Source organism: Pseudoduganella sp. RAF19, assembly GCF_052114165.1.
Classification (GTDB): domain Bacteria; phylum Pseudomonadota; class Gammaproteobacteria; order Burkholderiales; family Burkholderiaceae_D; genus Rugamonas.
In genome coordinates this window covers 186,907-207,407 of sequence record NZ_JBFREF010000001.1, presented here as the reverse complement: position 1 = coordinate 207,407, position 20,501 = coordinate 186,907, and the positions used below count along the sequence as shown (strand labels likewise).

At 62.6% G+C, this 20,501-nt stretch carries 21 protein-coding genes; 10 read left to right on the top strand and 11 right to left on the bottom strand.

The window, feature by feature from the left end; genetic code table 11:
- Positions 1-13: 13 nt before the first annotated feature.
- Positions 14-502, bottom strand: a complete 489-nt coding sequence (locus AB4Z19_RS00995; RefSeq protein ID WP_442021838.1) for a chemotaxis protein CheW — start codon at positions 500-502, stop codon at positions 14-16.
- 134 nt (positions 503-636) lie between these two features.
- Here AB4Z19_RS00995 and AB4Z19_RS00990 point away from each other — a divergent pair, with 134 nt between their 5' ends.
- Complete coding sequence (locus AB4Z19_RS00990) at positions 637-1,698, top strand: HDOD domain-containing protein (RefSeq protein WP_442033947.1); 1,062 nt, start codon at positions 637-639, stop codon at positions 1,696-1,698.
- Here the strand turns inward: AB4Z19_RS00990 and AB4Z19_RS00985 are convergent.
- From AB4Z19_RS00985 to AB4Z19_RS00975, 3 genes are all read right to left on the bottom strand, one after another.
- The gene (locus tag AB4Z19_RS00985; protein WP_442021842.1) at positions 1,691-3,562 is read right to left on the bottom strand and encodes a flagellar assembly protein A; all 1,872 of its coding nucleotides are present in this window, start codon (positions 3,560-3,562) and stop codon (positions 1,691-1,693) included. The two genes, AB4Z19_RS00990 and AB4Z19_RS00985, sit on opposite strands and share 8 nt — an antisense overlap.
- A 19-nt stretch (positions 3,563-3,581) precedes the next feature.
- A complete protein-coding gene (locus AB4Z19_RS00980; protein ID WP_442021844.1) occupies positions 3,582-5,444 on the bottom strand; it encodes a flagellar assembly protein A in 1,863 nt (620 codons plus the stop codon).
- Between the two features lie 106 nt (positions 5,445-5,550).
- Positions 5,551-5,907: a hypothetical protein gene (locus AB4Z19_RS00975; RefSeq protein ID WP_442021846.1), complete on the bottom strand. Its 357-nt coding sequence runs from the start codon at positions 5,905-5,907 to the stop codon at positions 5,551-5,553.
- 190 nt (positions 5,908-6,097) lie between these two features.
- Here AB4Z19_RS00975 and ompR point away from each other — a divergent pair, with 190 nt between their 5' ends.
- From ompR to AB4Z19_RS00960, 3 genes are all read left to right on the top strand, one after another.
- Positions 6,098-6,865, top strand: coding sequence for an osmolarity response regulator transcription factor OmpR (gene ompR, locus AB4Z19_RS00970; protein WP_442021848.1), 768 nt, complete (start codon positions 6,098-6,100; stop codon positions 6,863-6,865).
- Between the two features lie 62 nt (positions 6,866-6,927).
- Positions 6,928-8,277 (top strand): ATP-binding protein, encoded by a 1,350-nt coding sequence (locus AB4Z19_RS00965; protein WP_442021850.1) that lies wholly within the window; start codon positions 6,928-6,930, stop codon positions 8,275-8,277.
- 29 nt (positions 8,278-8,306) lie between these two features.
- Positions 8,307-9,281, top strand: a complete 975-nt coding sequence (locus AB4Z19_RS00960) for a cysteine synthase A (RefSeq protein ID WP_442021853.1) — start codon at positions 8,307-8,309, stop codon at positions 9,279-9,281.
- Here the strand turns inward: AB4Z19_RS00960 and AB4Z19_RS00955 are convergent.
- The 3 genes from AB4Z19_RS00955 to AB4Z19_RS00945 form a co-directional block, all read right to left on the bottom strand.
- A complete protein-coding gene (locus tag AB4Z19_RS00955) occupies positions 9,257-9,637 on the bottom strand; it encodes a 5-carboxymethyl-2-hydroxymuconate isomerase (RefSeq protein WP_442021855.1) in 381 nt (126 codons plus the stop codon). The two genes, AB4Z19_RS00960 and AB4Z19_RS00955, sit on opposite strands and share 25 nt — an antisense overlap.
- Positions 9,637-11,484 carry a hypothetical protein gene (locus AB4Z19_RS00950; RefSeq protein WP_442021857.1) on the bottom strand — a complete coding sequence of 616 codons (1,848 nt, stop codon included), beginning with the start codon at positions 11,482-11,484 and terminating at the stop codon, positions 9,637-9,639. The genes AB4Z19_RS00955 and AB4Z19_RS00950 overlap by 1 nt, the downstream gene beginning before the upstream one ends.
- Positions 11,485-11,558: 74 nt before the next feature.
- Positions 11,559-12,551: a LacI family DNA-binding transcriptional regulator gene (locus AB4Z19_RS00945; protein WP_442033945.1), complete on the bottom strand. Its 993-nt coding sequence runs from the start codon at positions 12,549-12,551 to the stop codon at positions 11,559-11,561.
- Between the two features lie 113 nt (positions 12,552-12,664).
- On the opposite strand from AB4Z19_RS00945, the gene AB4Z19_RS00940 reads away from it, so the two are divergent.
- On the top strand, positions 12,665-13,471 hold the full coding sequence (locus AB4Z19_RS00940) for an NAD-dependent epimerase/dehydratase family protein (protein ID WP_442021861.1): 807 nt from the start codon (positions 12,665-12,667) through the stop codon (positions 13,469-13,471).
- A 66-nt stretch (positions 13,472-13,537) separates the two neighbouring features.
- Here AB4Z19_RS00940 and AB4Z19_RS00935 read toward each other — a convergent pair whose 3' ends face one another.
- A complete protein-coding gene (locus AB4Z19_RS00935) occupies positions 13,538-14,704 on the bottom strand; it encodes an aldose epimerase family protein (protein ID WP_442033943.1) in 1,167 nt (388 codons plus the stop codon).
- 140 nt (positions 14,705-14,844) lie between these two features.
- Here AB4Z19_RS00935 and AB4Z19_RS00930 point away from each other — a divergent pair, with 140 nt between their 5' ends.
- Genes AB4Z19_RS00930 through AB4Z19_RS00915 form a run of 4 tightly spaced genes read left to right on the top strand, consistent with a single transcriptional unit; the run spans position 14,845 to position 17,783 of the window.
- Positions 14,845-15,327: a VOC family protein gene (locus tag AB4Z19_RS00930; protein ID WP_442021865.1), complete on the top strand. Its 483-nt coding sequence runs from the start codon at positions 14,845-14,847 to the stop codon at positions 15,325-15,327.
- 9 nt (positions 15,328-15,336) lie between these two features.
- A complete protein-coding gene (locus tag AB4Z19_RS00925) occupies positions 15,337-15,768 on the top strand; it encodes a YciI family protein (protein WP_442021867.1) in 432 nt (143 codons plus the stop codon).
- A 45-nt stretch (positions 15,769-15,813) separates the two neighbouring features.
- The gene (locus AB4Z19_RS00920) at positions 15,814-16,503 is read left to right on the top strand and encodes a YciI family protein (RefSeq protein WP_442021869.1); all 690 of its coding nucleotides are present in this window, start codon (positions 15,814-15,816) and stop codon (positions 16,501-16,503) included.
- Positions 16,500-17,783 (top strand): RNA polymerase sigma factor, encoded by a 1,284-nt coding sequence (locus tag AB4Z19_RS00915; RefSeq protein ID WP_442021871.1) that lies wholly within the window; start codon positions 16,500-16,502, stop codon positions 17,781-17,783. Before AB4Z19_RS00920 ends, AB4Z19_RS00915 begins: the two co-directional genes overlap by 4 nt.
- Before the next feature lie 187 nt (positions 17,784-17,970).
- Here AB4Z19_RS00915 and AB4Z19_RS00910 read toward each other — a convergent pair whose 3' ends face one another.
- Genes AB4Z19_RS00910 through AB4Z19_RS00900 form a run of 3 tightly spaced genes read right to left on the bottom strand, consistent with a single transcriptional unit; the run spans position 17,971 to position 19,181 of the window.
- Complete coding sequence (locus AB4Z19_RS00910) at positions 17,971-18,381, bottom strand: GFA family protein (protein WP_442033941.1); 411 nt, start codon at positions 18,379-18,381, stop codon at positions 17,971-17,973.
- A 5-nt stretch (positions 18,382-18,386) separates the two neighbouring features.
- The gene (locus tag AB4Z19_RS00905) at positions 18,387-18,845 is read right to left on the bottom strand and encodes an immunity 26/phosphotriesterase HocA family protein (protein ID WP_442021875.1); all 459 of its coding nucleotides are present in this window, start codon (positions 18,843-18,845) and stop codon (positions 18,387-18,389) included.
- A 33-nt stretch (positions 18,846-18,878) separates the two neighbouring features.
- Complete coding sequence (locus AB4Z19_RS00900; RefSeq protein WP_442033939.1) at positions 18,879-19,181, bottom strand: ferritin family protein; 303 nt, start codon at positions 19,179-19,181, stop codon at positions 18,879-18,881.
- Positions 19,182-19,290: 109 nt separating this feature from the next.
- Here AB4Z19_RS00900 and AB4Z19_RS00895 point away from each other — a divergent pair, with 109 nt between their 5' ends.
- Positions 19,291-20,451: an iron-containing alcohol dehydrogenase gene (locus tag AB4Z19_RS00895; RefSeq protein ID WP_442033937.1), complete on the top strand. Its 1,161-nt coding sequence runs from the start codon at positions 19,291-19,293 to the stop codon at positions 20,449-20,451.
- Positions 20,452-20,501 lie beyond the last annotated feature (50 nt).

Below are 20,501 nucleotides of genomic sequence, written 5' to 3'. Positions count from 1 at the left end.
TCGATGATCCGCCCTACGCGGCGGGTACTTTCCAGATACTGGCGCTCTTGATCGCCATCAGCTTGTCGATGTCCAGCACGATCAGGCGCCGCTCGCCCAATTCGCCAATCCCCAGCAGATAGTCCACGTCCTTTCCGACGCTCTGGAAGGGATGGATCTGCCATGGCGACAGCGTGACGATGTCGCTCACGCCATCCGTCACCATCCCCATCACGCAAGTCGACAGCTTGAGAATGATCACGTCGGTACGTGGATCATGCTGCGGCAGACGCGGGCCGAACGCAATGCGCATGTCCACGATCGGCATGATGACGCCATGCGCCAGCGCCACGCCCTGTACGATCTCGCCACCGGACGCCACGCGCTCCAGCGATTTCAATGGCCGCAGCTCACGCACGCGGCTATAGTCCAGCGCATATTCCAGGCCGCCCAGGCGAAACGACAGATACTGGCGCAGCTCGGTGTCCACAACCGGCGCGCATTCTGGCTTTGTCCGTCGCATGATGATCCTTTCTTTGCAGCATGTGGCTGTGCCATCGTACCGTTAAGCAACAGCAAGCACGTTGAGCGTCCTCAAGGATTGCCTTCTGGGCTACAATTGCCGAAAACTAAAACTATCAAAGGAGTACCGCATTCATGTACGAGTGGCTTAGGCGCTTGCTTGTCCGTCCCGCTTCAGGCCCTGCACGGGCATCCGCCGCCCCGCCGCCCGTTACGCCAGCTGCGCCTTCCGCCCCTGCAGTGCCCGCAGCTGCAGCCGCGCCACTGCCGCCCGCCGTTGATGGCGGCCCCGATTTCGAGCAGCGCGACTTCGTCAACACCGCATTCAACAACTGGCTTTTCGTTCAGAGCCAGGCGGATCGTCTTGATCTGAATGAAACGGAAACTAAAGTATTGCAAGCTCTAGGCGCAGCCGCGCAATCCGGCCGCTCCGCTGCGGATATGCTGCGCCGTATGCCCGGTCTGATTCCGCAACTGCTGCAAAGCCTGCGCAGCGAGAACTTCGCCGGTGCTGAAATCGCCCGCAAGATTTCCAGCGATCTGGTGCTGGTGTCGGCCGTAATCCGGCTCGCCAATAGCGCGATCAGGCAGTCGGGCGATATGACGAGCCAGATCGGCAGCGTGGAACACGCGGTCATCGTGATCGGACAGGAAGGCTTGCGCCAACTGATCACAACCGTCGCCTTCCGTCCCATCATCGACCTGAACTCCGGCTACTACACCAAGTCGCTGGCGCCGCGCATCTGGGACCAGTCGGAACGCTCTGCCCTCGCCTGCCGCATGCTGGCCCCGGAATTCAATGCCGATCCCTTCGAAGCCTTCCTGACTGGACTGGTGCAAAACGCCGGCCTGCAAACGGCGCTGCGGCTGATGGACCAGGTGGCGGGCGATAAGCGCTCGCTGGGCAGCACCATGTTCTGCACGCGGCTCATGAGTCTTGGCCGTGACATCTCCGCAGGCATTGCGGAAGAATGGCGCTTCCCGCCCACGCTGGTGCAGGCTATTCGCGAACAGGGTTCAATGAAGCGGGACGTGCATCTGTCCCGAATGGGACGCGTTCTGGCCCTGGGCGATTACCTCGGCAAGATCAAGCTGCTGGCCGAATATGGCGCAATCAGTGAGGGCAAGGGCAACTTGTTCGACCGCTTGCCGCTGGGCGCCATGCCCTGCTACGCGGCGCTGAACGCGATCAGCTAAGGTCTTCCGCGGTCGCGCTCCAGTCCAGTTCCCCGAAGGAGCCGCTGAACAAAGGCGCGCCTGACGGAGCCGTGGCGCGTAATTTGGCCTTCACTTCTTTTGGCGTGTAGTGATAGGCCGGGCCAAGGTCCGGATTGAAGATCATTTTGCGCACAACCATCTCGCCGGTCACATGACGAATGGTGCAGCGTGCGGTGCCGATCACGCTCAGCTTCTGCTGCTTCACTTGCGCGGCCTGGTCCTCGGACTGCTTCTGCTGTACCTGCGCCTCCTTCACCGCCAGCGACAGCTTGCCGACCTGGCGCAGCGAAGGACCAACCTGCACCGCCATCTTCTGGAACAGCGGCAGCTGCTCCGGCGTCAGCGACACTTCCTGCTTGCGCAGCTTGCTGGCCAGCGTCAGGTAATTGCGCACGTCGGGTGCACCGGTAATGGAGTCGATTTCCGCCTGGCGCTTTTCGGCCTGGCCCGCATACTGCGCAGCCTTCTGTTCGCACTCCTGAATCTTCTGGTCGTATTTGTGCGTGTCGGGTACCAGCACGTGCACCAGCATCTCGGCCTGCTTGCGCGGTCCCGCGTTCTCGATCTCGACCTTGCGTGCCGCAACGGCGCAGCCTTCCGCCACGCGGATCAGCACTTCGTCCGCCATGATTTCGCAGTTCGAAGCCACCGTAATGACCACGCGCGTGCCCGTGATGACGCAGTTCTGCGCCTTGTTCAGCACCACTTCGCCGCTCTTGGTCTGAATGGTGGCGCCGGAGGCCACGCCTTTCACGTGGATGCTGCCGTTGGCGCTGACCGCCGTGCCGCCCATCAGGTTGCGGTTCAAGACGATGGTGCCGCCGCGCGAGCTGATATTGCCGAACACGTCGCCGTGCACGGTGATGTTCAGGCCTTCGACCACGCGCTGCTCCTGCACGTCGCCGAATTCCTCGTACTCGCCCTTCAGCTGCAGATTGCCCGTGGTGCGCACGCTGACGCCTTCGCGGCTGACGATCTTGGGACCGATCGATATGCGCTTGCTGGCGCTGTCGACGTTGATGAAGCCCTCAACGGCGGACACCAGATAGTCCTCGCCATCGATATGCTCAACCACCGTGCCAGTTCCCGCCACCATCGTCATTTCCAGATCGCGGGCGACCGGCGGCTCCAGCACGATGCCCGACAGCTCATAGCCGCGCAGCCCCGCCGTGCGCGGCTCCTTCTTCAGCAGGCGCACATTGGCCTTCACTTGCGGGAAGCGGTTCTGGAACGAGATCATATCGAAGCGCCCATTGGCCAGCATGCGCGGCGCGTTGGAGCGGCGAATATCTTCCGAGACTTCGACAATCTGCGCATCGCGGCCCGGCGTCGGCGGCAGCTTGCGCGCCACCACGATGCGCACCGGCTTGCCGCTGGCGATGGCCTCCTTGACCACCGGCGCATCGATGCCGAAGCGGATGCCCTTGACCCACATATCCGCCACAAACTCGCCAAAGTCGAGCTGCGCCTGCTGCTGCGCCTGGCCTTCCACCTCGATGTACACAGGCTCGAAATAGTATTCGGCCTCGCCATTAACGATGCGCACGGCGCGGTAGTAGTCGCGGTGGGATGGTTCGAAAGGCTGGATGTCGTCGGCAAAGCGCAGCAGCGGCTGGCCCTTGATGCCGTCCGGAAGTTCGGGACCGGCATCGTACAGCGCGCGCAGGAACACGCCGTAATCCAGCCCGCTGAAGTAAGCGCTGGACAAAAACACCTGATTCACGGCGGCCTGCAATAGAGGGGCCGGCGCATCGGCTTTGAAATAGACGCCGTCGCCCCGCTTGACGAGTGCGGAAGGCAGCTCGCCGGCGAATTGACCGCTATCTACGGCGTCATCAGACACTTGTCTCCCCCGCTCGCAATCAGGCCCCGCCACCCGAGGCTCCATGCCAGTTCACCATGCCGGTATCGCCGGTGAACAGGGTTTCGCTGTCCACGCGCGGCCCGCGCAGCATGGCCTTGTAATCCTTGGCGGGCAAATCATAGGCCGCCGCCGCCGCATCGCTGAGCGGAATGGTGCGCACCTGGACTTCACCGTCGACCAGTTTTACCGTGCAGGACGAACGCGCAGCCGCATCACGCTTCAGCGCTTCCAGCTCGCCGCGGCGTACGGCCGCCTGTTCCAGCCGTATTTCGGCCGCTTTGATCGCCTGCGTCAGCTGGCCCACCAGCTTGACCTGAGGCGCCACTGCGGCCGCCAATTTCTTCAGCTGTGGTACCTGGGTCGGCGTCAGTTGCAGTTCGCCCTTGCGCAGACGGTCCGCCAGTTCAAGATAGCTGCGCACCTGCGGCTGAGCATTCAGCGCTTCCTGCTCCGCCTTCAGTTTAGCCAGTTCCGCACCCAGACTGGTGTCCTGTTCGGCCAGCACAGCCAGTTCCTTATCGTAGCCGCTGACGTCCTTCACCTGCACGTAGACGAACATTTCGCTGTTCTTGCGTGGCCCCGCGCTTTCGATGACGATCTTGCGGCCGGACACGGCGCAGCCCACAGCCAGCATCATTTCCACTTCGTCGCCGAATATCTCGCAGTTGGAGGCTTCTTCCACCACGATCTTCTTGCCCGAAATGACGCAGCTTTCAGCACGTCCATCGATGTGCACTTCGCCGTCCAGGCACTGAATGGTCGCACCTGAAGCCACGCCCGCAATGCGCACCGTGCCCCTGGCGTTGACGACGCTGCCGCCCACCAGATTGCGGCCCAGGACCACGGCGCCGCCGCTGGATTTGATATTACCGAATACATCGCCATGCACCGTGATGTCGCTGCCATTCACGTCGCGCAGCTCCTGCACGTCGCCGAATTCTTCGAAGGCGCCCATCAATTCCAGGTTGCCGGTGGTGCGGCCGCTGACGCCTTCGCGGCTGACGATCTTGGCGCTGACCGAGATCTGGCCGCTCTTGGTATCGACATTCAGGAAGCCATCCTGGTTCGCCACCAGGAATTCGCCATCCAGCTCGCGCACGATGACCGTCCCGGGACCGGCAAAGAAGCCGAAATTCACGTCCGCCGGCTGATTGGGCTGAATCGGCGCGCCGGACATCTCGCGTCCCAGCTCGCCCGGTGTGCCGGGCAGTTTTTGCAGCAGGCGCTGGCCATTCTTAATTTGCGGGAAGCGATTCTGGAAGCTGGTAAGGTCGACGCGGCCATCGGCCCGTTCGCGCGGCGCGTTGCTGCGATGGAGGTCGCGCGACACTTCCACCACGATCGCGTCGGCCGCCGGCGACGGTTCAAGACGCCGCGCAGCTGTTGTTCGTTCGCCACGCGGAGCGGCCATTGCGGCCCTGACCGAGGCCTCCTGGATGCCAAAACGGATGCCCTTGCCCCACAAATCGGCCACGAATTCGTCAAAATCCAGGCTCACCGGACGCTCCGGCAGCAGGGTCCCGTCCGACAATTCTTCCGCTTCCAGGAACTGCGGCTCGAAGAAATACTCGGCCACATCGTCCACCAGTTTGACGGGACGGTACAGCGCTTTGCGTTGAGGATCGAAGGCCAGCATCTTGTCGGCGACCCGCGCCAGCATCTCCGGATGCGGCGGCAAATCAGGCCCCACGCCAAAGAGCACCTTACAGAATATGGGGTAGTTCAATCCGGCCAGCAGCTGGCCCGAGGCGAACAGACGATCGATGGCGACCAGCAAAGTGGGTGCGGCCAGGCGGGCGTCCAGATAGACGCCATCATCCCGGCTAACGATGCCCTCAAATTGTAGGCCGTCTTGCGACAAAGAAACCTCCAGCTCCGAATCTTGCGCCCATGGCGAAGTGATGTCTTGCGAGCAATCAATATTACACGCAAAACATCAGAAACTGGTTAAATTTCCTTCAACGCGTTTAACGTTTGTGCGGCAGAGCATACACTTCCTGCCCGGCCTCGTTGATCTGGCGGCGCAGGTCGCGGCGTTCGTCGGGCGTCATGCGGCCCATGCGGCGGTTCATTTCGGCGTTGTTACTGTTCTCTTCCATGATACGCCGCTGTTCTTCGGCGCGGGATTCGAACGAACGCGGGTCGCGCGCATCGCCCCAGCGGCTGTCGCGGAAATCGCGGCCGCGGCCTTCTTTTTTGGGCGGAGGATTATTGGGAGGGTCGCCAGCGGCATAAGCAGACGATGCAAGCAGCGAGCAGCAGACGGCGACGGACACGGCTACGACACCTGCCTTGCCTGCCATCGGTTTGCTTGCTTGTTTCATTGCCGTTCCTCGCATCTGCCTTCTGGTATAAGCTTTACTTCTATGACCGCAGTGTATGCGGCTTTCCCTATGACTGTAAGAGACACAGGGTAAAGTTTGTAACAATCTGTAATGCCTACGTGCAGGGGTACTACACGGGGCGTTAAGACGTTACCATAGCGACATAGTTTTTGACAAATGCGATAGCCTTATGACCAATAATTCAACCGACTCTGGCAACACTGCACCGGCCAATCCACATGGCCATGCCAAGATCATGGTGGTCGATGACGACGTGCGCCTGCGTGACCTGCTGCGCCGCTACCTGACCGAACAAGGCTTCAATGTCGTCACCGCCGAAAGCGCCACCGCCATGAACAAGCTGTGGCTGCGCGAACGATACGATCTGCTGGTGCTGGACCTGATGCTGCCTGGCGAGGATGGCCTGTCCATCTGCCGCCGTCTGCGTGGCGCCGGCGATCAGACCCCGATCATCATGCTGACCGCCAAGGGCGAAGACGTGGACCGCATCGTCGGCCTGGAAATGGGCGCGGACGATTACCTGCCCAAGCCATTCAATCCGCGTGAACTGGTGGCCCGCATCGGCGCCGTCCTGCGCCGCAAGCAGCCGGACGAAATTCCGGGTGCGCCATCCGAGACCCCGCAAACCTTCGAGTTCGGCCAGTTCGTGCTGGACCTGGGCACCCGTACGCTGAAGAAGAACGGCGAAACCGTGCCGCTGACCACCGGCGAATTCTCCGTGCTCAAAGTGTTCGCCCGCCATGCACGCCAGCCGCTGTCGCGCGAGAAGCTGATGGAACTGGCGCGCGGCCGCGAATACGAAGTCTTCGACCGCAGCCTGGACGTGCAGATCTCGCGCCTGCGCAAGCTGATCGAACCCGATCCATCCAGCCCGCTGTATATCCAGACGGTGTGGGGCCTGGGCTATGTGTTCATCCCGGAGGGCCAGCCGCGTTGATGCATGCAGCGGCGGATCGATGATCCGCCCTACGACGCGGATCATCGCCCGGATCACATTCGATGACTTCCCGCCTCTCCCGCCTGAACTGGTTCCGCAGCGGTCTGTTCTGGCGTACCTTCCTGTTGCTCAGCGTGTTGACCACGCTGAGTATGTCCGCCTGGGTGGGCATGATTTCGCTCGTCCAGCGCGAGCCGCAGGCGCAGCAGACGGCGGCACAGGTGATCTCGGTGGTCACCATCACGCGTGCCGCCCTGACCCACTCCGCGCCCGATCTGCGGCGCGAACTGCTGTTCGAGCTGGTGTCCAACGAAGGTATCCGTGTGTTCCCGATGGAGGACTCGGACGAAGTCGATCCGCCGCCCGATAATGGCCTCATGCCCGATATCGCCGCCATCGTGCAGGCCAAGCTGGGCGCGGACACGCGCTTCTCCGCGGAAGTGAATGGCGTACCCGGTTTCTGGGTCAGCTTCAAGATCGATTCCGACCGCTACTGGCTGATGCTGGAACGCGAGCGCCTGCAAGGCCCGGTGCAGTGGCTGGGCTGGGCCGGCGTGGTGTCGCTGGTGTCGCTGCTTGGTGCGGCGCTGATTTCCAGCCTGATCAACCTGCCGCTGAAACGCCTGACCGCCGCTGCCAGCGAGATTGCACAAGGCCGCCATCCCGATCCGCTGCCGGAAGAAGGTCCGCAGGAAATCCGCCAGGCCAACCGCAGCTTCAACCAGATGGTCGACGATCTGCAGCAGGTCGAATCCGACCGCGCGGTAATCCTGGCCGGCATCTCGCACGACTTGCGCACCCCGCTGGCGCGCATGCAGCTGGAAGTGGAAATGGCGCACCTGACGACCGAAGCGCGTGAAGGCATGCAGTCCGATATCGCGCAGATGGACGCCATCATCGCCCAGTTCCTCGACTACGCGAAGCCGACCGAGGAATCGAGCTTCATCAACGTGGACATGGGGGAACTGCTGCAGGAAACCGTGCACGAAGCGAGCCGCCTGCAGGATGTGAAAATTAACGCCGACATTTCCGAACGCTGCCACATCCGCGGCAATGCGACAGACCTCAAGCGCGTGATCAACAACCTGATCGAAAACGCCCGCCGCTACGGCAAAACGCCGGGCACCGACGTGGCGGAACTGGACATCAAATGCTCGACCAAGGGCATGCACACTGCCAAGCGCGTCATCCTCGAAGTGCAGGACCATGGCAACGGTGTACCTGAAGAGCAGATCGGCCAGTTGCTGAAGCCTTTCACCCGCCTCGACACTTCACGCAGCCAGGCCAACGGCGCGGGCCTGGGCCTGGCCATTGTCGACCGCGTGCTGCAGCGCCACGGCGCCGAGCTGCATCTGGCGAACCGCGAAGGCGGCGGCCTCCAATTCAGGATTACCCTGCCCGCCAGCGCCTGAAGTGCTAGAGTGGAAGGCGGAGGTGCGCTATGAACATCCGCCACGGCTTCGCTGAAGCAATCGGCAATACGCCACTCATCCGCTTGTCCAGACTGTCCGAGGAAACGGGCTGCAATATTCTGGGCAAGGCGGAATTCCTCAACCCCGGCGGTTCAGTCAAGGACCGCGCCGCCCTCGCCATCCTGCAGGCGGCGGAAGCGGACGGCTCGCTGCGGCCCGGCGGCACCGTCGTCGAAGGCACGGCAGGCAACACCGGCATCGGGCTCGCCCATCTGTGCGCGGCGCGCGGCTACCGCTGTGTGATCGTGATCCCCGAAACGCAGTCGCAGGAAAAGATGGACCTGCTGCGCACCCTCGGCGCGGAAGTGCGCGCCGTTCCCGCTGTGCCCTACGCGAATCCCAACAATTACCAGAAGGTGGCCAGCCGCGTCGCTGAAGAGCTGCCCAGCGCCATCTGGGCCCGGCAGTTCGACAACACGGCGAATCGCCACGCGCACTACACCACGACCGGCCCCGAAATCTGGCGCGACACCGGCGGCCATATCGACGCCTTCACTTGCGCCGTGGGCACCGGCGGCACGCTGGCCGGTGTGGCGCGCTATCTGAAGGAACAGAAGCCGCGCGTGCGCATCGTGCTTGCCGATCCTTTCGGCAGTGCGCTGTATAGCTATCTGAAGACGGGCCAGCTGGCCAGCGAAGGCAGCTCAATTACGGAGGGCATCGGCAACAGCCGCGTCACTGCGAACCTGGAAGGCACGCCAATCGACGACGCGCTGCGCATCGATGACCAGACTTGCGTGAACATGGTGTATCGCCTGCTGCGCGAAGAAGGGCTGTATGTCGGCGGCAGCAGCGGCATCAACGTGGCTGCCGCCGTGGAGCTGGCGCACCAGCTGGGGCCGGGCCACACCATCGTCACCTTGCTGTGCGACCGTGGCAGCATCTACGCCGCCCGCCTGTTCAACCAGGACTGGCTGCGTCAGAAGAATCTCTTGCCTTCGTAGACAGGACGGCCTTCGTCGATGTGCAGCGTGGTGCGCAGCGCCAGGACACCTGCCAGCGGCGTGCAATGCGCATGCACCACGTCCATCAGCGCCTCGCCCACGCGGTCCAGCAATTCGCCGCTGCGGCCCGGCGTGATGCGCAAGTTCAGGTACAGAAAGGCACGTTCCGGCGCGCCGTCCGCCACCGCATAGTGCGCGGCAGGATAGGCAAGCACCCGCGTGCCGAGCAGCGGAAATACGGGCTGCCCGTCGCCATCCTGCATCTGCGTCAGCGCGCGCCCCAGAGCGGCGCACAGCGCCGGCATATCGCTATGCGCTTCCAGGTTGGCGCTGTACTCGAGTTTCAGGTGTGGCATCAGTGGTAGCGCATCGTCCAGGTGATCGTCAGCGGCTTGTTCATGGTGAAGCTGCCGGTGCTGCAGCTGACGACGGATTTCATCGGGCCGTATGGCGCTTTCCACTTGTCGTCGGCGGTGGTTGGCGCCACGCTGCATTCCTGCAGGCCATCGACGCTGAATTCCTCCACTTCGCCTTCGCCGAACCGCACCACATTGCCGTGCACCGTCGGGGCCGACGAGAAAGAGCCAAATTCCAGCGAAACCCGCTTCACCTGCTGCTCGCCCTGCGGCGTGTAGGTATCCTTGCGCACGATGCGGCCCGGCTCCAGCACGTATTCCGTTTGCAGCTTGATACGGCCATCCTTCTGCGGCGCGTTCTTGCCCAGCTTATCCAGTTCATCCTGATGATAGCTGACGATATATTGCTGGCCTTTCTGCGCGGTCTGAATGTCCTTGATCCACGCGGTTGGCAGCAGTTCGGCGCCATCGGCCAGCGTAAACTTCGGCAACAGCTGCGGATGCGCCGCGCCGCTGTCGGCGATGCCGGACACGATACGCGGCGAGAACGGCAGCGGATAGTAAGGGCTGTTGGCATGCTGGCTGGCGCCGCCGTTGATCATGGACAGGCTGAATACATGGCTCTTGTCGCGATACACGGCCAGTGCGCGGTCGTACTCGTCCTTCGCATAGGTGGTCAGACTGAAGCGGGGACGCGTGCGCTCCAGCCAGGCTTGCAGATCCTGACGCGGTGCCTTGTCCTTCATGCCCGCCATATTCCACTGCTCATTGGTGAAGATCAGCTGATGCAGCAGCGAGAAGTTCTCGCCCAGGATGCGGTGCTTGCCGCGGTAGCCATCGGTGCGGCGGCCCTGATTCCACATATCGACGGAACGCAGCTGTGGGTTGTACCAGAACTCCATATAGCGCTGGGCAATGCGCGAAGAGATGGTGTACGCGTAGTCCTTCTCTTCCGGCGTCAGCACACCGAGATAAGCGGAGATCGAGAGAATTTCCAGCATCGCCGTCTCGCCATACGGCCCCAAGCTGCGGCCGAAACTGAAGCCCTGCCCGTCCGCGTTGGCGACGTTCAGCGCCAGCGTGGCGGCTTTGCGCAGCAGCGCCTTCAGCTCCGGCGTCACTTCCAGGCCCGTTTCGACGTAGCGCTCACAGATCTCGGCGATCAGCAAGATGCTGTAGCGGTCGAAGCGGCCTTCGCCCGGCGTCTCATCGCTGAAGCCATACTGGCCCGAGTATGTAGCATAGTGCTTGAGCATCTTGTCCAGCAGGACCTTGGACGCACTATCGTCTTCCCAGCCCAGCAGCATGCGCAGTCGCGCGATGCTGAAGGCGACGCCGAAATAATTCGTGGGCAGGTCGATCAGTTCCCACTGCGGCACGCGCACGAAATGGCGCCAGTCCAGTTTCTCGCGCAGCTTCGCCAGCGTTTCCGGGCTGACCGCCTGCTCCTGCAAGCCCGCCTGCTTCAGGCGGTACAGCGCACCGAGGTAGTAGTAGATGCCCCAGGTGTGATTGTCCATGCCGACGGTGAGATCGGCGATAGCGCGGTAATCGGCCAGACGCTGGGCCAGGCGCGGATCATCCTTCGGTGTATTGAGCAGCACATAACCCAGGCCCGCGGCGATCTTCCCGGGCAGGAATTTGTCGCCGCTCTTGAACGGTGCATAGCCATCGATCACCAGGCCGTCCTTCTCCTGCACCAGACGGTCGAAGAAGTAGCCCAGCTGGCTGTAGGCGTTGTCCTGCACGATGCGGTTCATCGGCTGGATTTGCGTCTGCGCCTGAGCGCCTGCGCAGGCCAATGCGATCACGATCGCGGCCAGCGGCTTGTTGTCTCCAATTTTCATCGTGTTTTTACGCTCGTAGTTAAACGTTTAACTTGATAGTAAAAGAATTTTGGAGGAAGGTAAAGCGTTTTGACTCAGTTGCGGGAAGTGGTCGATGCGCGCAGCACCAGCTGCGGGTCGATGACGGTATAGCGGTCGACGTCTTTGCCATCGATAATGGCGAGGACCTTCTCCATGGCCGCCATGCCCATACGCTCGCTTTGCAGGTCGACGGAAGTCAGCGCCGGCGAGGTGTAGTTACCGTACTGGATATTGTCGAAGCCCGCCACCGAGATATCGGCCGGCAGACGGAAGCCCAGTGTCTGCGCGGCCTTCATGAAGCCCAGCGCCATCAAGTCGTTGTAGCAGATCAGCGCATCGGGATGCTCGGCACCCAGCATGATCGAGGAGCACAGGCGCTCGCCCTCTCCCGCCGACGGCGCTGCCGCTTCGTGTTCGGCCAGCTCCAGGCCATGCGCGCGCAGGCAATCGCGCACACCGCCCATGCGCTCCGCATTACGGCGAGATTTGGGGAAACCCATGTAGGCAAAGCGTTTGTGGCCTTGTGTAATCAGGTGGCGCGCTGCCATGTAGCCGCCACGGAAGTCGTCGCTGGCGACGGTAGGCAGCTGCAGATGTTCCAGTTTGCCGAATATGACCAGCGGATGATTGAGCTTGACCAGCCAATCCATCTCGCTTTCCTGCAAACGCGTGAAGATGATCATGCCGTCCACACGGCGGCTCAGCGCTTCCAGCAGTTGGCGCTCGCGGCCCGGATTTTCTTCCGCATCCACCAGCAGCAACGTGTAGCCGTGGGCTTGCGCGATGCGGTTGGCGCCTTTCACCACACTGGAGAAGTGCGGGTTGGCGATATCCAGCACGGCCAGGCCGATCGCCTTGGTCTTCCCCGTGATCATGGACTGCGCCATCGGATTCGAGCGGTAGCCCAGTTCCGTGATCGCGTGCTGGATTTTGGCTTCCACCGCCGGCGAGAAGCGCTGCGTGCCGTTGATGAACTTGGACACAGTGGCGGTGGATACCCCTGCAGCGGCAGCAACGTCGCGGATCGTGGAAACGGTTTTCTTCATTTTTATTATCGTTTGATCGGGGACCCGATCTTACCATGCAGATAAGGCGATTGACTCAGCAAAAATTTCCGATATACTGCGGTTAAACGTTTAACTTACCACGGAAAAACCACATGAGCAAACCCTTCAAACGATTGCTGCTGACCGGCGCCGCCGGCGGCCTTGGCAAAGTCCTGCGCGAGCGCATCAAGCCCTGGGCCGACGTGGTACGCCTGAACGATCTGGCCGACCTCGGTCCGGCGCACGAAGGCGAGGAGATCGTCCAATGCAATCTGGCCGACCGCGATGCCGTACTGGCCATGGTCGAAGGCGTGGACGCCGTGCTGCATTTCGGCGGCATCTCGGTGGAGGATAAGTTCGAGCCCATCATGCAGGCCAATATCCTCGGCCTGCACTATCTGTATGAGGCGGTGTACAAGGCGGGCGTGAAGCGCGTGATCTACGCCAGCTCCAGCCACACGGTGGGCTTCTATCCCAACACGCAGCTGGTCGACGCCGACATGCCGCTGCGTCCGGACGGTTTCTATGGCATCAGCAAATGCTTCGGCGAGGCGCTGTCGCGCTATTACTACGACCGCTTCGGCATCGAAACGGTTTGCCTGCGCATCGGTTCCTCTTTCCCGGAACCGCGCAATCAGCGCATGATGACCACTTATCTGGCGTACGACGATCTGGTGGAACTGCTGCGCTGCGCCCTGTTCACGCCACGCGTGGGACACACCATCACCTTTGGCACTTCGGACAATGCTACGCGCTGGTGGGATAACCGCAAGGCTTCGCACCTGGGCTACAAGCCGAAGCGCAGTTCGTCCGAGTTCGCGGACCGCTTCCCGGACAACGCCGAGCGCCCTGCGCCGGACGATTTAACCTCAATCTTCCAAGGCGGCCCCTTCGTCACGGCAGGCCCGATGTACGACTAAGAAAACCCGAGGCGTGAACCTGGTGCCTGCCACATCGTGGCAGGCACCTGCCTTTGCGCCGTTGGTTTACGGCGCCAGCCCGAAACGGAACACCGTCACCGAGCGGAACTCCTGACCGGGCCGCAGCACGGTCGATGGGAACTGCGGCTTATTCGGACTGTCCGCAAAGTGCTGCGTCTCGAACGCGAAGCCGTCGTAGCGTTCATACGCCCTGCCCTCCCCGCCCATTTCGCTGCCATCGAAGCTATTGGCCGTGTAGAGCTGGGCGGACGGCTCGGTCGTGCTGACCTCCATCCGGCGTCCACTCGTCGATTCATCGATCACCGCCACACGCGCCAGCGCGCCTGCGGGTTTGTTAAACACCAGCCCGTGGTCGTAGCCCGGCGGCGTTCCCAGCAAGCCGCCCTGGCCAGTACCCGCTGATGCCGCAGCCTCGGCCAGGCGCGCGGCCGCGCTGGCTGGCCGGCGGAAATCGAGCGGCGTGCCCGCCACGCTGGGCAACTCGCCGGTCGGCAGCTTTTTGCCGTCGGCAGCGATATAGCGGTCCGCATCGATCCGGAAGCGGTGCGACGCCAATCCCTGCGCACCCGCCCCAGCCAGATTGAAGTAAGCGTGATTGGTCAGATTCACGACCGTCGGCGCATCGCTGCGCGCTAAGTATTCGATGCGGAACTCGTCACGATGCCGCAGCAACCGATACGTCACCGCCAACTCCATTCGTCCCGGCATTCCCTGATCGCCATCCGGGCTGACCAGCCGATACGTCGAGCCAATGGACTCGCTGTCCGCGAAATCCGTGCGCGCCCACACGCGCCGGTCGATGCCGTTCGGATCGCCGTGGATGGCCACGCCCTTGCTGTTCGGCGTGAGCTGGTAAGCCTTGCCATCCAGCGTGAATTGCGCATTGCCGATGCGGCCCGCGTAACGGCCAATCACGGCGCCGTAGCGGCGGTTGGAGCGCATATAGGTCGCCAGGTCCGGCGCGCCGAGCATGATATTGGCGCGCTTGCCATGGCGATCGGCCACCGTGGCTGACACCAGAATCGCGCCATAATCGATGAAGCTGAGCTGCATGCCGCGGTCGTTGGACAAGGTCACACGCTCAACCGCAGCGCCGGCCGGCGTCACGCCATAAGGCTCAGCGCGGATGCCGGACGCGGCGGCGGAACTGGCAGCCAGAGCGGCTGCCGCGGCTGTTGCCGCAATGGCGGCAGAAATGGAGGTTGTCGTCATGCACGTCATCGTACAACCGTATGAGCATAACGCAAAAATATTTTCACTAGTCGTGTCGATCTGGCGTTTGACCGTTCGTCGTGGGAATATGGATGCCGTAAAAAAGAGGCGTCCCTTTCCTCAACTCAACGGAGATCAACATGAGCGTGAAACCCATCCCTGAAGGCATGCATTCCCTGACCCCACACATCGTCTGCGAGGGCGCTGCTGAAGCGATCGAGTTCTACAAAAAGGCCTTCAACGCCGTCGAAACCGCCCGTATGCCCGGCCCCGGCGGCAAGCTGATGCACGCCGCCGTGAAGATTGGCGACTCGACCCTGATGCTGGCCGACGACTTCCCCGACTACGGCGGCTTCGGCCCAAAACATCTGAAAGGTTCGCCAGTCACCCTGCACCTCTACGTACCTGACGTGGACGCCACCTTCCAGCAGGCCATCAACGCCGGCGCCACCGTCCGCATGCCGGTTGCCGACATGTTCTGGGGCGACCGCTACGGCCAGCTGGTCGATCCGTTTGGCCACAACTGGTCCATCGCCACCCACACCCGCGACATGACACCTGAACAGATGCAGGAAGAAATGAAGAAGCAGACCCCGGGCTGCGCGCCGGAACAGCAGAAATAAGGTGCCGACATGCGATTCATGATCATCGTGAAAGCCTCGCCGGAGTCCGAGGCCGGCAAGATGCCGAGCACGGAGTTGCTGGCCGCCATGGGCAAGTACAACGAAGAACTGGTCAATGCCGGCGTGCTGTTGGCGGGCGAAGGCCTGCACCCGTCCTCGCGCGGTGTGCGGGTGCACTTCTCCGGCAACAAGCGCACCGTGGTCGATGGTCCCTTCTCTGAAACCAAAGAGTTGATTGCGGGCTTCTGGCTGATTCAGGTAAAGTCTCTGGCGGAAGCCATCGAATGGGTCAAGCGCTGCCCCAATCCGATGGAGAGCGACAGCGACATCGAAATCCGCCAGGTGTTTGAGGCCGAGGATTTCGGTGCCGAATTTACGCCTGAGCTACGTGAGCAGGAACAACGCATCATGGCTAAGGCGGCCGAGCAGCAGCGCCATTAATGTGTCGGCGGGCCGGAAGGTCCGCCTTCCTTTAAAGGATTAGCCATGCAATACATGATCTTGCGCCGTGCCGACGACACGTCGGAATCCCCGGACTTCCCCTCCCCCGAACTGAAAGCCGCCGTTCCCGGTGCCAAATGGCTGCAGCACAGCGCCAGCGCCGTGCGCATGAAGCGCACCGATGGCGAATGGAGCTTCAGCGAAGGTCCGTTTGACGACGTGGCCGTGGCAGGCTTCACTTTCGTTGAGGCGCCCAACCGTGCCTCCGCCGAAGCCCACGCCAGCCTGTGGCCGACGGCCGACGCGGAAGGTGAAGCCGTGCTGGAAGTGCGTGAAGCCGGCTGCCCCGGCGGCTGCGTCGGTTTCGACACCGGCGAAAAACCGAAGAAATCCGGTTTTGCCATCCTGCTGCGTTCCGATGAAGTGAATGAAGCCGACCTGGCGCCACCGGCGGAAGTGATCGACATCATGAACCGCGCCAACCGCGCCGCGATTGAGGCCGGCACCGCGATTTCGGGCGAAGGCCTGAAATCCACCGCCAAAGGCTCGCGCGTGAAAATCAACGGCGGCAAACCGCAGATCGTGGACGGTCCCTTCACCGAAATCAAGGAACTCATCGCCGGCTATTGGCTGATCGACGTGCCTGCGCTGGACGACGCGATTGCCTGGGTCAGGAATTATCCATACCCGAATGTCGGCACGATGGAAGTCGAGCTGCGCAAAGTAGCACTGTGAAGGCGGACGCCACCCACCGCGCGATCGAGGCCGTCTGGCGCATCGAGTCGGCCAAGATCATCGCGGTCCTGACGCGCATGCTGCGCGACGTGGGTCTGGCCGAGGAGATGGCGCAGGAGGCTCTCGTCAGCGCACTCGAAACCTGGCCCGAGCAAGGCACGCCGGACCGTCCCGCCGCCTGGCTGATGACGGCCGGGAAGAACAAGGCCCTCGACTATCTGCGCCACCAAAAGCTCAAGCACGACAAGGAGCCCGAACTCACCTACGAAATCGAAGGCCTGCTGCAGGACGCCGCGCCCGATCTGGAGCGCACGCTGGACGACAATATCGGCGATGACCTGCTGCGCCTGATCTTCATTTCCTGCCACCCCGTGCTGTCGATGGAAGCGCGTGTGGCGCTGACCCTGCGCCTGCTGGGCGGCCTGACCACGGACGAAATCGCGCGCGCCTTCTTCGTGGCCGAGCCGACGGTCGCGCAGCGCATCGTGCGCGCCAAGCGCACGCTGACCGAGGCGAAGGTGCCGTTCGAGGTGCCACGCGGTCAGGAACTGGTCGAGCGTCTGGCAGCCGTGCTGCAGGTGCTTTATCTGATCTACAACGAGGGCTACTCGGCCAGCGCGGGCGCGGACTGGATGCGCCCTGCCCTGTGCGAGGAAGCGCTGCGCCTGGGACGTATCCTGGCTGAACTGGCGCCGGGAGAACCGGAGGTGCATGGCCTGGTGGCGCTGATGGAAATCCAGTCCTCACGCGCGCGGGCACGCACGGACGCACAGGGCAATCCCGTGCTCTTGCTGGAGCAGGACCGTGCGCGCTGGGATCAGCTGCTGATCCGCCGCGGCCTGGCAGCGCTGGACCGCGCCGAACGGCTGGAGCGCGGACTTGGTCCTTATGCGCTGCAGGCAGCCATCGCGGCCTGCCACGCACGGGCGCGCAAGGCGGAAGACACCAATTGGGAACGCATCGCAGCTTTGTACGATGGACTGGCGGCGCTGCAGCCGTCTCCGGTGGTGGATTTGAACCGCGCGGTGGCGCTGTCCATGGCTTTCGGGCCGGCGGTGGGGCTGGAGTTGGCGGATACCTTGCTCGATGAGCCGGCGCTGAAGAATTATCACCTGCTGCCCAGCGTACGCGGCGATTTTCTGTTCAAACTGGGACGGCTGACCGAAGCGCGTACGGAATTTGAACGGGCAGCGGAATTGACGCAGAATGCGCGCGAGCGCGGGCTGCTGATGGCGCGCGCCGCCGCGTGCACGCCGCTGGCCCGCCCGCAAAACCGGTAAGCCCAGGTGGCTGGCACTCCGTGCCAGCCACCTGATCGGCGGCGCAGGCTGGGTGCAGGCACTCCGTGCCAACCACCTGATCGGCGGCGCAGGCTGGGTGCAGGCACTCCGTGCCAACCACCTGTTCGGCGGCGCGGGAGGGGTGGCTGGCACGGAGTGCCTGCCACCAGATTCACGCCGTGGGTTCTCAGGCGCTTTCCAGCGACCCGTCGGCGCGCGTGCGCAGGTAGCGCGGGAGCTGGTCGTCCATTTGCATCCAGTGCAGACGGTTCTCGGAGAAGGTGTGATCCTCCGGCGGCAGCTGCTCCGGATCGTCCAGGCTGGAGGTGGTGATGTCGACATCCTCCGGCGTGCGGGCGTCGGAAAAGGTCAGCTGGGTGCCGCAGCGCGAACAGAACTGCCGCGTCACGCCGGGACTGGACTGGTAGGACGCCGGCGCGCCAGCAAAGCGCAAGCCCGAGCGCCGCACGCTGAACCACGCCACGGCCGGCGCACCGGCCGCGCGGCGGCACATTGAGCAATGACACAAGGTGCTGTGGAAGGCCGGGCCTTCCACTTCATAGCGCACCGCCCCGCACAAACAGCCGCCCCTGTACATGATGCCTACTCCAGTAGTTTGGTCATCAGCAGCTCGGCAGAACCGTAGCCGTACAAAGAATCGCTTTCGAGCCCCGGCGTATCGTAGGGCACCGATATTTCGCGGTCCGGCTTGGCCGGATCGTCCGAATACGTCGCCTGCCAGGCGCGTTTCAGCGCGTCGGCTCGGCGGATGAACATGGGCGACATCCAATCCTCGCGCCGGAAATTCACCAGGTTCCCGATCACCGGCCAGCGCCCATTGGACACGGCCACGTCACCGGCGCGGATCACTTTGAGCGCATCTTCAGCCCTCAGCTCCTGCACGTCTGCCAGGGTAGGCAGGGTCCAGTGCTTGGGACCGAACAGGTAGGCCAGCATGACCTTCCCTTGTGGCGACAGGCGGGCCACCAGACCGGTGGCGTATCCGCCGTTTCTCAGCGGGATGGCAAACCAGCTGCCCTCCCGGTACGGCTGCAACTTCATCAACTTCCTTTCAATTGCGCCGCACCGCCCCGCCTACTCTTCGTAGTGGAACTGCGCGGCGATGGGACCCGCCTTGAACAGCGCTTCCTTCATTTCCTTATCCAACTTCGGATCGCGGCGGCGTACCCATTCCAGCAACTGCGCAATATGCTTGCGCGTGCCGTCGCGCTGACTGGCCATCACCAGTTTCAGCTCCGGGTCCGTACAGACTTCGACGCGCTGGTTTTGAAGATCCAGCATCTCTATCTTTTCGCTGAGCGATGTCAGTGCCCGGTGCATGTCCAGCACCTGTGCGTTCAGATAGTCGCGCGGTTCGACAACGTGTTCCTGCGTCATTCCAGTCTCCTTAGGCATGCGGTTACACGCATTGTCTGCCTGCGGCGCGGATTTCTCAAGTGTAGCTGCCCCCCTGAAAAGATGTCGCACGACACGTATAATCTGGCGCATGAACAATTTTGAATACCACAATCCCACCCGAATCCTGTTCGGCGCGGGCCAGATCGCCGGCATGGCGAAACATATTCCCTCCAATGCGCGCGTGCTGATGCTCTACGGCGGCGGCAGCATCAAGGCGAATGGCACTTACGACGAAGTGAAGGCCGCTTTGGCCGGTCATGCCGTCCTCGAATTCGGTGGCATCGAACCGAATCCGCATTATGAAACGCTGATGCAGGCGGTTGCGCTGATCAAGGCCGAGAAAATCGATTACCTGCTGGCCGTTGGCGGCGGTTCGGTCATTGACGGCACCAAATTTGTGGCAGCGGCAGCCGTATTTGACGGCGAACCGTGGGATATCCTGTCCATCGGCGGCAAAGTCGTGCAAGGCGCCATGCCTTTCGGCGCGGTGCTGACGCTGCCCGCCACCGGTTCCGAAATGAACAGCGCCAGCGTGATTACCCGCGCCGCGACCAGGGAAAAGCGCGCTTTCGCGTCCAGATTCGTGTATCCGCAGTTCTCCGTGCTGGACCCGTCCAAGACCTTCACCCTGCCCCTGCGCCAGGTCGGCAACGGCGTGGTGGACGCCTTCGTGCACGTGATGGAGCAGTACATGACCTACCCGGTCAACGCGCCAGTCCAGGACCGCTTCGCAGAAGGCTTGCTGCTGACGCTGATCGAACAAGGTCCGCAGGTGCTGTCGGCGCCGGAAGATCTGGAAATCCGTGCCAATATCATGTGGACCGCCACCCTCGCGTTGAATGGTCTGATCGGTGTCGGCGTGCCGCAGGACTGGGCGACGCACATGATCGCCCACGAGCTGACCGCGCTGTTCGGCCTGGATCACGCGCAAACGCTGGCGATTGTGCTGCCGGGGATTTTGTCGGTGAAGCGCGAGGCCAAGCGGGGCAAGCTGCTGCAGTATGCCGAGCGGGTTTGGGGGCTGCGCGAAGGTTCGGAAGATGCGCGTATCGACGCGGCCATCGAGCGCACCCGCGCCTTCTTCGAGCAGATGGGCGTGCAGACGCGCCTGTCCGGCTACGGCCTGGACGCAGCCAGCGCAATCGACGCGACAGTTCAGGCGCTGGAAGCCGCCGGCATGACCAAACTGGGCGAGCACCGCGACATCACGCCCGCCGTCGCCCGTGCCGCGTTGGCGCTGAGCGTTTAAACCTGACGCAAAAGCAGGTGGCAGGCACATCGTGCCTGCCACCAGGTTCA

What these genes read in the sequence shown, in the direction of transcription:
- AB4Z19_RS00975 (WP_442021846.1), bottom strand. Translation starts at nt 5,907, where the DNA reads ATGAAACAAGCAAGCAAACCGATGGCAGGCAAGGCAGGTGTCGTAGCC.
- AB4Z19_RS00925 (WP_442021867.1), top strand. Translation starts at nt 15,337, where the DNA reads ATGCGATTCATGATCATCGTGAAAGCCTCGCCGGAGTCCGAGGCCGGC.
- AB4Z19_RS00910 (WP_442033941.1), bottom strand. Translation starts at nt 18,381, where the DNA reads ATGTACAGGGGCGGCTGTTTGTGCGGGGCGGTGCGCTATGAAGTGGAA.
- AB4Z19_RS00965 (WP_442021850.1), top strand. Translation starts at nt 6,928, where the DNA reads ATGACTTCCCGCCTCTCCCGCCTGAACTGGTTCCGCAGCGGTCTGTTC.
- AB4Z19_RS00950 (WP_442021857.1), bottom strand. Translation starts at nt 11,484, where the DNA reads ATGAAAATTGGAGACAACAAGCCGCTGGCCGCGATCGTGATCGCATTG.
- AB4Z19_RS00945 (WP_442033945.1), bottom strand. Translation starts at nt 12,551, where the DNA reads ATGAAGAAAACCGTTTCCACGATCCGCGACGTTGCTGCCGCTGCAGGG.
- AB4Z19_RS00960 (WP_442021853.1), top strand. Translation starts at nt 8,307, where the DNA reads ATGAACATCCGCCACGGCTTCGCTGAAGCAATCGGCAATACGCCACTC.
- AB4Z19_RS00895 (WP_442033937.1), top strand. Translation starts at nt 19,291, where the DNA reads ATGAACAATTTTGAATACCACAATCCCACCCGAATCCTGTTCGGCGCG.
- AB4Z19_RS00990 (WP_442033947.1), top strand. Translation starts at nt 637, where the DNA reads ATGTACGAGTGGCTTAGGCGCTTGCTTGTCCGTCCCGCTTCAGGCCCT.
- AB4Z19_RS00900 (WP_442033939.1), bottom strand. Translation starts at nt 19,181, where the DNA reads ATGACGCAGGAACACGTTGTCGAACCGCGCGACTATCTGAACGCACAG.
- AB4Z19_RS00995 (WP_442021838.1), bottom strand. Translation starts at nt 502, where the DNA reads ATGCGACGGACAAAGCCAGAATGCGCGCCGGTTGTGGACACCGAGCTG.
- AB4Z19_RS00955 (WP_442021855.1), bottom strand. Translation starts at nt 9,637, where the DNA reads ATGCCACACCTGAAACTCGAGTACAGCGCCAACCTGGAAGCGCATAGC.
- AB4Z19_RS00935 (WP_442033943.1), bottom strand. Translation starts at nt 14,704, where the DNA reads ATGACGACAACCTCCATTTCTGCCGCCATTGCGGCAACAGCCGCGGCA.
- AB4Z19_RS00930 (WP_442021865.1), top strand. Translation starts at nt 14,845, where the DNA reads ATGAGCGTGAAACCCATCCCTGAAGGCATGCATTCCCTGACCCCACAC.
- AB4Z19_RS00920 (WP_442021869.1), top strand. Translation starts at nt 15,814, where the DNA reads ATGCAATACATGATCTTGCGCCGTGCCGACGACACGTCGGAATCCCCG.
- AB4Z19_RS00940 (WP_442021861.1), top strand. Translation starts at nt 12,665, where the DNA reads ATGAGCAAACCCTTCAAACGATTGCTGCTGACCGGCGCCGCCGGCGGC.
- ompR (WP_442021848.1), top strand. Translation starts at nt 6,098, where the DNA reads ATGACCAATAATTCAACCGACTCTGGCAACACTGCACCGGCCAATCCA.
- AB4Z19_RS00905 (WP_442021875.1), bottom strand. Translation starts at nt 18,845, where the DNA reads ATGAAGTTGCAGCCGTACCGGGAGGGCAGCTGGTTTGCCATCCCGCTG.